Below are 9,003 nucleotides of genomic sequence, written 5' to 3' on the forward strand. Positions count from 1 at the left end.
AAAGCTTCTGAAAATTTCTTTTTCCGGAGTGAGGATAATGTGATCGAGTAGTTGAATGTCAAGAAGATTTCCAGCTTCTTTTATTTTCTGGGTTATCTTCTGGTCGCTCTCACTTGGATTTTGATTTCCTGAAGGGTGGTTGTGAGCGACGATAATTCCTGAAGCGTTACCTTTGATGGCATACTGGTAAATCAGCCGAACATCTGTTACAGTGCCGGATAGTCCTCCTTCAGAGATCGTGGTAATTCCCAGAACTTTGTTTGCCCTGTTGAGTAGCAGCATTTTAAAAGTTTCCTTATGTTCAATGGTGTTTTGATCCCAGGAGTCGAAGAAGATTTTGTGTGCATCCCCGGAACATTTAACTGTGAGGCGATCCGAAGGTTTAACTTTTGTAACGTAGTTAAGAGAAACTTCTGCTACATTGAGAAAGTCAATTAATTGCTGAGCGTTAGTAATGTTTTTCATAATGCGATAGATTTAAGTTAAACAAAGTTTTTACTGCTCAGCTGTCGGCCAGAAGGACTAAATAAGTGCAAAAGGAAACGGAATAAATAGCTTTAGCGGCTTTATGCCGTAGTCTTTTGCGTGGGTCGGCTGTTTGCGGGCAAGGCCAACGTTTTTAGGACTTCTGGCTAACTTTGTAAAAAACTTGTTTATAGAGTGAGCCCGGGGCGAACACCACTTCTGTATTATGATTTTAGCGTGTACCATTGTACCGCTCAAATCATCGCATTAGCGCCGTGAAGGGTTTAGAACACGAATAGACAGGATGGCTAAGAGGCTTCCGCAAGCGAAGCGGAGCCCATAACATAACGACACGGAAGTAATTAAGTGAGCGAAGAGAATACCATCACCCGGGGAATGCCCCAAGAGCTTTACATAGATAGAAAACAATTCACGAAGTGCTTGTTGTTAAGCTTTGTAGATTAATTGTAATCTACTTAAAGAGATCCTGCGTTTAAGCCTATGGTTAAAACCTTCTTCCCAATATCCAGAGCAATTTTTGACGGGTTATAGGCGTAATTAATTGCCTTTATACACTCTTTGGCTCCTGGTACCTGTTTAAAAACTGCAGAAAGAGCATCAAGAGGATCTTTCGCATTAACCAGCTTCACTGTAGTATTTACAACGCGAGAAGCTTTATTATATTCTTTAACTCCCGGCACGTCTCTTGCTATGCTCATAGCAACGTTTTTTGCTGTATTTCTCATTTGGTTCTTCATCGTGTGATAATGAGAAAACTTATGTTGCTGCGAGCGTTTGTAATCAAAATTTGTATCAAAGCTCTTTTCGCAGCTCTGAACAAACTTCATCCGGTCAAAGCCTATCTGTACCTCTTTGCCGTTAATTATATTCTTGGAGTTTTTGGCATTTGCCATCGGGCTTAAGCGGATCTTCTTTGTCTGGTCTATTCTTGAGACTACAATATGCACATGTGTTTGTAACCCTTCCTTCTTATCTCCGGCTTTATATAGTCCCTCTTTCACTTCTACTGAGTCTCTTCCATGGTACCGGGTGTGTTCGACTTTTCCAAAGTAGACCAGGCTTTCTCCTGTTAATCCCCGGTTGAAATTTTTAGCGTAGTCATCCATGACTTTCCGGGTATAATCCTTCAAGGCTTCCTCGTAACGTTTCAGCTCGATGGCGGTAAGTTGTGATATGTTTTTTATATCTCTCCCGGAAACTTTTCTGCCAATATGCTTTAATTCGTCTTTGCTTGGATTAACAGAAATCATGTAAAATTTGGTTTCGTCTTTCCCTAGTTTCCCTTTGTTATTATCAATAGATGCCTGAGCTGAGCAGAAAGAAACGTCACTGCTATTTTGGTCGAAAAACTTCTCCTGGCTTAAGGCGTCCTTTTCCAAATTTTCTTTCTCCAGATAATTAATAAGGTCCCTGCAGCTCCCCCTGTTATTGTCCTTTTTTGATGAATGAATCTTAACGTACATTAAAGCGTTTTTAAGTATTTTTTGTACTCGTTTATGTCTCCCATTGGAAGTTCAATAATCGGTTTTCTTTCTATCCCTGTTATTTTATATTCAGTGTGTGAAAGTATGTTTTCTAGATATCCCCTGGTAGTTTTCAATTTCAATTCTGACTTAATAAGCTTCTCCTGAAGCTCTTTATACTTATCAGAATTTACATCACTTTTTACAGCTTCGCCGCCAGCAGATCCTTTCTTTTCTTCATTGATAATCTCGCTTGAAAGAGCTACAGATTTCATCTTATTTTGAACTGCCACGTCACCGCTTTTTGGGGCCTCTTCTTCTATGTATTTTATGAACCTTGCAATCAAGGTATCCATTTTCCCGAAGGTTGGTTTTATAAAATCATTCTCTTGTTTTCGCATGAACGATACTATTGTCTCCCTGAATTTCTTGAGTTCTTCGGTCGGGGAAAGTATTACCTGATCTTTTGGATTTACTCCGGTAACTTCAAAGTATTTTGCCATTGCATCTAAGAAATCTACAAGGCTCATGTCAATCTTTTTGGCCAACCTGGCAATAGTTATTTTTGTATCACTATTTGAGTTTAAAGTTTCATATTTTGCCATAGAATAGTTATTTTATAGTTACTTTCAAAAGCTAAAGTATTAATTTTCTTTGATATAAAATAACAAATAGTTATATATTTTATTAAGAATAACTATCACTAATTTATATATATTTGAATATCAGGAGAATCCTGATAACAGAATCAGGTTAGCCTGATTCCATCTTGCTTTCCTTTGGAAACATTTTCACACATCGTGATTATTATATACTACATGACTTATTTTTACTACTCGCATTAGTGTTGTGTAGGGTTTAGAACACGAAGAAGCTTTTTCTACTTCGAGGCTTCCGTAGCGAAGTGGAGCCTGGAACAAAACGATCACGGGAATATTTTAAAAACGTTAGCAAAGAAAACACCCTCTCCAGAGAAATGCCCAAAGAAATAAAATAAAAATTTATGTGGTGCTTCGCTAATTTGTATTATGAATTTTCTTAGTTTTTTTTGCTCAATGAATATTGAACAACAAGGCTAACCAGTAGAGTTATTCTCGGCCTGACAGGGGTCCTTAAAAAACTCCTGTCAGGACGGGAAATAACTCTTTCTAAAGAAGAGTCAGAATATTTTTATATGGCTCTAATTTAAATTTTGGTGTTTTATTAAAACTTATCCTAAATGAAAAATGATTATATTTGTACCGTAAATGGTACACATTTAAATTAAAAGAAATGTTAGTAGTAAGCAGCAGAGAATTCAGAGACAGTCAGAAAAAATACTTGGATTTGGCAGCGAAAGAGAGAGTGGTTATTAAGCGAAAAAATGAATTTGTAGAACTTGTGCCAAGGGGAAATAATATACCAGAAAACCCAAGTCCAAGCAATGACCCGTGGTTTGATGATCCCCGAAACATTGAAGAATTGGAGAGACGGCTAAAAAAATCAGAAAGTGGTGATAAGTCAGAGGGTGTTGTCCTCACAAGTAAAGAGGATATTAAGGCATTTTTCGAATCTCTTTGATCCATGTACAAAATACATATTACCAAAGAAGCAAAAGAGGACATTTTTGCACTTGATCGGTCCGGCGACAAAAAATCCATTGAAAAGCTTAAGAAAATGCTTTTTGAGCTTCAAAACACCCCAAGTGAGGGAATTGGACAACCAGAGCAGCTCAAATATGGCTATTCAGGATACTGGTCACGCAGAATCAATAAAAAAGACCGGTTAATATACCGGATATACGAGGAAACGGTCACGGTGACTGTTGTTTCAGCCAAAGGTCACTATTCAGCCAGGTAAAACGGGGACACACGGGATATTGTTGTTTACCCCTGAATTTTTCAGGGGTACAAAGGAGTTAGCTGTAAGGCAAACTGCACCGAACCCTCATTACACCTGGGCTTCCAACCCACAAGCAAGAGTTTTTGCCTATTCATTATTTATATTTAATCCTGGTATACTTCAAATAATAATGAATAAAATACTTTGGGCATAATTTAAGGCTATGTCTGAAAGAAGTACAGATAAAAAAACCACCTTTCCTCAAGTTCATAGCTTAATAATGGATCATTTTTTACCTTCCTTAACAATTGTGAAATGACGGTTATTTGTAAGTGCAGGGTCTATATACATCTCATTGTACCACAGATAGTCGCATGTGACGTACCCTTTAGTTCGTTTATAATGGCAGACTATGGTATCTGTATCGTTTATATCCCATTGAATCAATGTAACCGGAAGATCTTCATTCTCTGATTCATTTGGAAATATGCGTATATGGTAATCACCTGAATTGAAATCATCATATATATGAAATCGATTTGGAAACTGCATTAATGGTTCCCAAATAAAAGTTTTTTCGCCATTAATTATAAAATGTATTTTAATTTCATTGTGACTATATGAGTTTGATACATCAGGATTTAACAGATTATTCCCAAAGCTATCTATCACCTGTATGTCCATACTGGTATCCACGCTAAAAAAAGCTTCCTTATTTTCCTTACAGGAAGATAATATTAATAAAAAAACAAGTAACTTTTTCATATGTATATTTTTTAATGTCTAATATTATAAACCATTTTTGTTTGGTAATTGAAAGTATGGCTACCCGGATTGAAGTTATTAAATGCATACCAACCATTGTAACTACCTGTCCAACCCCAATTCATATTAAAGTATAAATAATTAACTGTATTAACTAACTCATACTCTTGATAGAAAGGATTATATACGCACTGATAATAAAATATTTCCAAGCTACCATCTGCTACCCAAGCATGTCCATCATCGTAAATTCCAAAAATCCACCAACCAACGTTTCTTCCGCCCCTAAGAATAACAGGATGATTGTTTTGAATTTCATTTTTGACGGTAGTATAGCTATAATTCGCATAAGATGCTGAAGTATAATTAAAATAATTTATCAAAGCTGATGGAACATCGCTCGTAGATGCTGAAGAACCATCTTCGCAATCATAGTCTATATCAACAGCATCGCCGCAATCAACCATTAGTTGCATTACCTCTCCATTAGCATAATTATTAGGCATTGAACCCCAATTATAATCATTTGGGAAAGCATTATATCTCATAACTTGAGCCATAGCTGTTGGAACACAACCTGTTGGTGCGCGGCCATTTGAACTACTACACCCTGTTAACGGAACATAATTGTTATAAGGTTCCCATTGACCCCATAGAGTTGAGCACAATGGTCCATATTGCTGAGAAGTATAAAAAGTATAACCCTCATAAGGACAATCGGAAGGATCAAACGTAGTTCTTTTCGAGTTATTATTTTTATCAATATCACCACCATCTACTATTTTATCCCATAATGCTTTAATTTCTGGTGTTTGTTCTACATTAGCTGTTCTTGTTTCCTTAACAACTTCATTTATCTTATACAACCATTCAACCAATCCTCCAGGGTAATGCTCTGCGTCAGTTGGGAAAGAATTCGTTTCTGAAAAGGCCAAAACAGGTATCAAACGATTATCGGCAGATATAATTGCAAATCCACCATTTTCATAATTCACTATATAATAAGAAGTTTCCATTGAATTGGCAGGAACATCCAGAATGTTAACCACCTCTTTGAAACCCTTACTTTCTCCTGAGGATGAATTAAATTGTTTCTTTGAAAAATCAAACCCTTCAGCAACCTCTAGTGCCTCTGCTTGAGAAACAAAATTAGTGATTGCTGTACCTTCTTCCTCAGGCTCAAAGCGATCTTCTCTCTGACATGAGATTGGCCATAATCCAAACAACAGGATTAATGTTACCTTGATAAAAAAATACTTTTTCATAGCTTTATCAGTTTTAAATTGCAGAATTTAACTTGACAAAGTGAAAGTTACGAACATCTACGAAAGAAGTCAAGTTTTTTTCAAAATATATTTACATAACTATCTTATTAGCACATGCAATAAGCTCAATAAAGTGTCCTCTCCATTAAATTTTTCTCATAAATACTTATTGCATGTACCAGCGCGGTAGTATTTATGGTTGTTATTACGACCAAATAAGTGCTTTCAAAACAAGTCTCGTGTTCTGTTTCAATTTCAGTTAAAATTTGGTAGATTTGATAAGCAGTGCGATATCATTCGTTTCGGCGGACTGCGCCACCAACGTTTACTCCTCCAACCGCCGGGCCGTTGAACTAGGGGTCGCTGACGAAACGGAAGTTAACGTACGTTAGCGTAAATTTATCAAGTTTCATCGTGCTAGAATTCGATAAATTGTAGCGAAATGAGGCATAGGGAAAATTTACAGCTCTTTTCTTATCCCTGCCGTGGATCCCTGGCTAGATATTAGTATTAAAATTTTTAAACAACTATATATCAAGTAGTTATAAAATCGCCCGCCGCCGGAACTTTTTTGAGTTTTTTTGCCTTCTTTTTTCTTTCTTCCCTTTTCTTCGTTTTCCCGGTTGTTTCCGTTCAATTCTCTGTCATTCTGTCAGTTGCTTGAATTTTAAACTTAAAAACTTCTTTGTTCTTTCTAAAGGCATTTTTAAGGTAAATTTTTTGCCTCTTTTTACGACTTTGGAACTAATTGTATTATAATGCATTACAAGGGTGAATGTTAGTTTTTTACAACTCAATGTTAGTTTTTTACAACTCAAAATGGGTCGAATGTTAGTTTTTTACATCTCTTGTTAGTATGCATTTGTTAGATTAAATTATATTACATACATTTAAAGAAAAAATTTAATCCATGAGTAAAAACGAAATTAAATTAGCGCAGGCCAATGTTTTAACTCAGGCAAGATACAACTTCACAGTAGTGGAAAAACGGGCAGTTTATTACATTATCAAAGAGGTTAGAAGGCAGTTTATCGAGGCTCCAGGTGGGCAAAGAGATCTCTTCAATGACCTCGTGATAAAGATAAAAACAGCAGATCTGCAGGGGCCTGATATCGGAACCGAGCTAAGAGAAGTCTATTTGTCTCTAAAAAATCTTAGACGTAAGTCCATATGGATTGAGGACCAGGAAAGGGTTTTAGAGGTCGGCTACATCAATTACTTTGAGCATTTAAAGAGAGAACCAAATTTGGAAGTACAGGTGTCTCATAAAATTCTCCCCTTCCTGGTAGAGCTGGCAGAACAGTTTACAACCTACAGCCTGACTGTTGCAATATCGCTAAAAGCTAAGTATAGTCAGCGGTTTTATGAGTACTGCTCACAGTTTAAATCTACAGGGTTTTTATACATTTCAATAAGCGACCTGAGGGGGAAAATGCTACTTGAGAAAAAATACTCTCGTTATGCTCAAATTAAAATGTATGTTATCGACGTTGCACACAAAGAATTGAAATCCTTGTATGAGGCCGGTAATTGTGATCTGTATTTCAACTATTCCGAAGATAAAAGCGGAAGGACCGTGAATGGGTTGAAAATCGTCATAATATCCAAGGAAAGACAGCCGGAACCTTTAAAAATTGATGACCTGGTTTATTACATCAGAACATGGTTAACGACTTGGCTAAACGCAGCAAACAAACCTAAAAACAAGGCATGGATTGACAAAGTGATTAAGCACCTGCAAAAGAACCCGGATCAGCTGCCAAAACTTTATGACAGGCTTGTAAGAATGCAGGAAAAGGAAACAGCGGCCAGCTATGCAGCTTTTGCACGCTATATCATCGAGGAAGACTATCTGCAGGAATAGGTCTCGAAAAAATATTTTAAGTGGCGCAAATCGCTTCTTTTGCCCCTAAAATTTAATTTTTTACTACTCACTGGATCTACAGCTGCAGAAGACAGACCCAAAAACAAGCACATGTTAATAAGTTCTGTATAAATACAACGGCAAACATTAAAACTAATGAGTAACATTTGTAATATTTGTAACACGAATAACACGAGTAACACTAATAACATTCAGAATATGAAGAAAGTAATTGCAATTAGCAACCACAAGGGCGGTGTAGGAAAAACAACATCCACACTAAACATTGGTGCAGGGATCGCCCTGAAAGGGAGAAAGGTTCTTCTGATAGATCTCGATCCACAATCCAACCTAACACAATGTTTAGGAATTGCCAATGTTGAAAAAAGCATTTATGGAGCTTTGCGGGGTGATCACGATCTGCCGGTCATTAAAATTTCAGAGAATCTTGATTTAGTACCTTCTACTTTGGATCTGGCAAGCATCGAGGTTGAACTGGCCTCAAAGTTTGCACGGGAGGTGATTTTAAAGAAACTTGTGGATAAAGTGAAGGATAGTTATGAATATGTACTAATAGACTGCCCTCCGTCCCTGGGGCTTATCACTGTAAATGCGCTTACAGCTGCTGACGAAATTTTTATACCTCTACAAGCCCAGTTTCTTGCGCTACATGGACTTGATAAGTTAACGGATATTATTTCAATGGTGAAAGAAAATCTAAATTCAGGCCTTTCTATTGGTGGCGTTTTTATCACGCAGTACGATAATCGTAAGATTCTAAACAGGGATATCGCCGAATCAGTCAATAAACATTTCAAAGGGAAAATATTTAAAACACTGATCCGGGATAATGTTGCACTGGCAGAAGCTCCGGTTCGTGGGAAAGATATATTCAGCTATGATGCTAAGAGTAACGGCGCAAAGGATTATGAAAGCCTGGTCAGCGAAATATTAAATTAATAATACTGGTAATACTAGTAACATTAATAATACTAATAACATTCTAATTATATGATATATGGCAAAGAAAAACTTTCTAGATTCTATAGACAAAACGAACATTTCAGCTAAAAAAGGAATAAGTAGTTTATTCACAGGTACTGAGATAAAGGAAGAAAACAATACATTTCTCGCCGAAAAATACCCGGAGGAAATTCGGCAAACATTCATCATTAAATCAGATCACCTGGAGAAGATCAGGGATTATGTTCACCTGAAAAGACAACAGGGAGATTCAATGTTTACCCAAAAGGATGCATTACAGGAAGCCTTCGAGCTCCTGTTTAAAAAAATAGGCAAAATACCCTCAAGGCCAGAACACATTAAGGAGGCAGAAAAG

Annotated in this window: 10 protein-coding genes; 5 read left to right on the forward strand and 5 right to left on the reverse strand. The window is 36.8% G+C overall.

The features are described from left to right. From SA378_RS02950 to SA378_RS02960, 3 genes are all read right to left on the reverse strand, one after another. Positions 1-465, reverse strand: a 465-nt coding sequence (locus tag SA378_RS02950; RefSeq protein ID WP_318524499.1) for a JAB domain-containing protein, incomplete at its 3' end; no start/stop codon positions are given. A 476-nt stretch (positions 466-941) separates the two neighbouring features. Continuing rightward, positions 942-1,949 (reverse strand): DUF5712 family protein, encoded by a 1,008-nt coding sequence (locus SA378_RS02955; protein ID WP_318524500.1) that lies wholly within the window; start codon positions 1,947-1,949, stop codon positions 942-944. Then, positions 1,949-2,554: a BfmA/BtgA family mobilization protein gene (locus SA378_RS02960; protein WP_318524501.1), complete on the reverse strand. Its 606-nt coding sequence runs from the start codon at positions 2,552-2,554 to the stop codon at positions 1,949-1,951. Before SA378_RS02960 ends, SA378_RS02955 begins: the two co-directional genes overlap by 1 nt. A 667-nt stretch (positions 2,555-3,221) precedes the next feature. On the opposite strand from SA378_RS02960, the gene SA378_RS02965 reads away from it, so the two are divergent. After that, positions 3,222-3,509: a hypothetical protein gene (locus SA378_RS02965; RefSeq protein WP_318524502.1), complete on the forward strand. Its 288-nt coding sequence runs from the start codon at positions 3,222-3,224 to the stop codon at positions 3,507-3,509. Between the two features lie 3 nt (positions 3,510-3,512). Continuing rightward, positions 3,513-3,788: a Txe/YoeB family addiction module toxin gene (locus SA378_RS02970; protein WP_318524503.1), complete on the forward strand. Its 276-nt coding sequence runs from the start codon at positions 3,513-3,515 to the stop codon at positions 3,786-3,788. Between the two features lie 267 nt (positions 3,789-4,055). On the opposite strand, the gene SA378_RS02975 is transcribed toward SA378_RS02970, so the two are convergent. Continuing rightward, positions 4,056-4,454 (reverse strand): hypothetical protein, encoded by a 399-nt coding sequence (locus SA378_RS02975; protein ID WP_318524504.1) that lies wholly within the window; start codon positions 4,452-4,454, stop codon positions 4,056-4,058. Positions 4,455-4,546: 92 nt separating this feature from the next. Then, positions 4,547-5,761: a C10 family peptidase gene (locus tag SA378_RS02980; protein WP_318524505.1), complete on the reverse strand. Its 1,215-nt coding sequence runs from the start codon at positions 5,759-5,761 to the stop codon at positions 4,547-4,549. A gap of 949 nt (positions 5,762-6,710) precedes the next feature. On the opposite strand from SA378_RS02980, the gene SA378_RS02985 reads away from it, so the two are divergent. From SA378_RS02985 to SA378_RS02995, 3 genes are all read left to right on the forward strand, one after another. Beyond that, complete coding sequence (locus SA378_RS02985) at positions 6,711-7,664, forward strand: replication initiation protein (protein WP_318524506.1); 954 nt, start codon at positions 6,711-6,713, stop codon at positions 7,662-7,664. Positions 7,665-7,883: 219 nt separating this feature from the next. Further along, complete coding sequence (locus tag SA378_RS02990) at positions 7,884-8,624, forward strand: ParA family protein (RefSeq protein WP_318524507.1); 741 nt, start codon at positions 7,884-7,886, stop codon at positions 8,622-8,624. Positions 8,625-8,682: 58 nt separating this feature from the next. Continuing rightward, positions 8,683-9,003, forward strand: a 321-nt coding sequence (locus tag SA378_RS02995) for a hypothetical protein (protein WP_318524508.1), incomplete at its 3' end; no start/stop codon positions are given.

Source organism: Sedimentibacter sp. (genome assembly GCF_033447055.1).
Lineage (GTDB): Bacteria > Bacillota > Clostridia > Tissierellales > Sedimentibacteraceae > Sedimentibacter.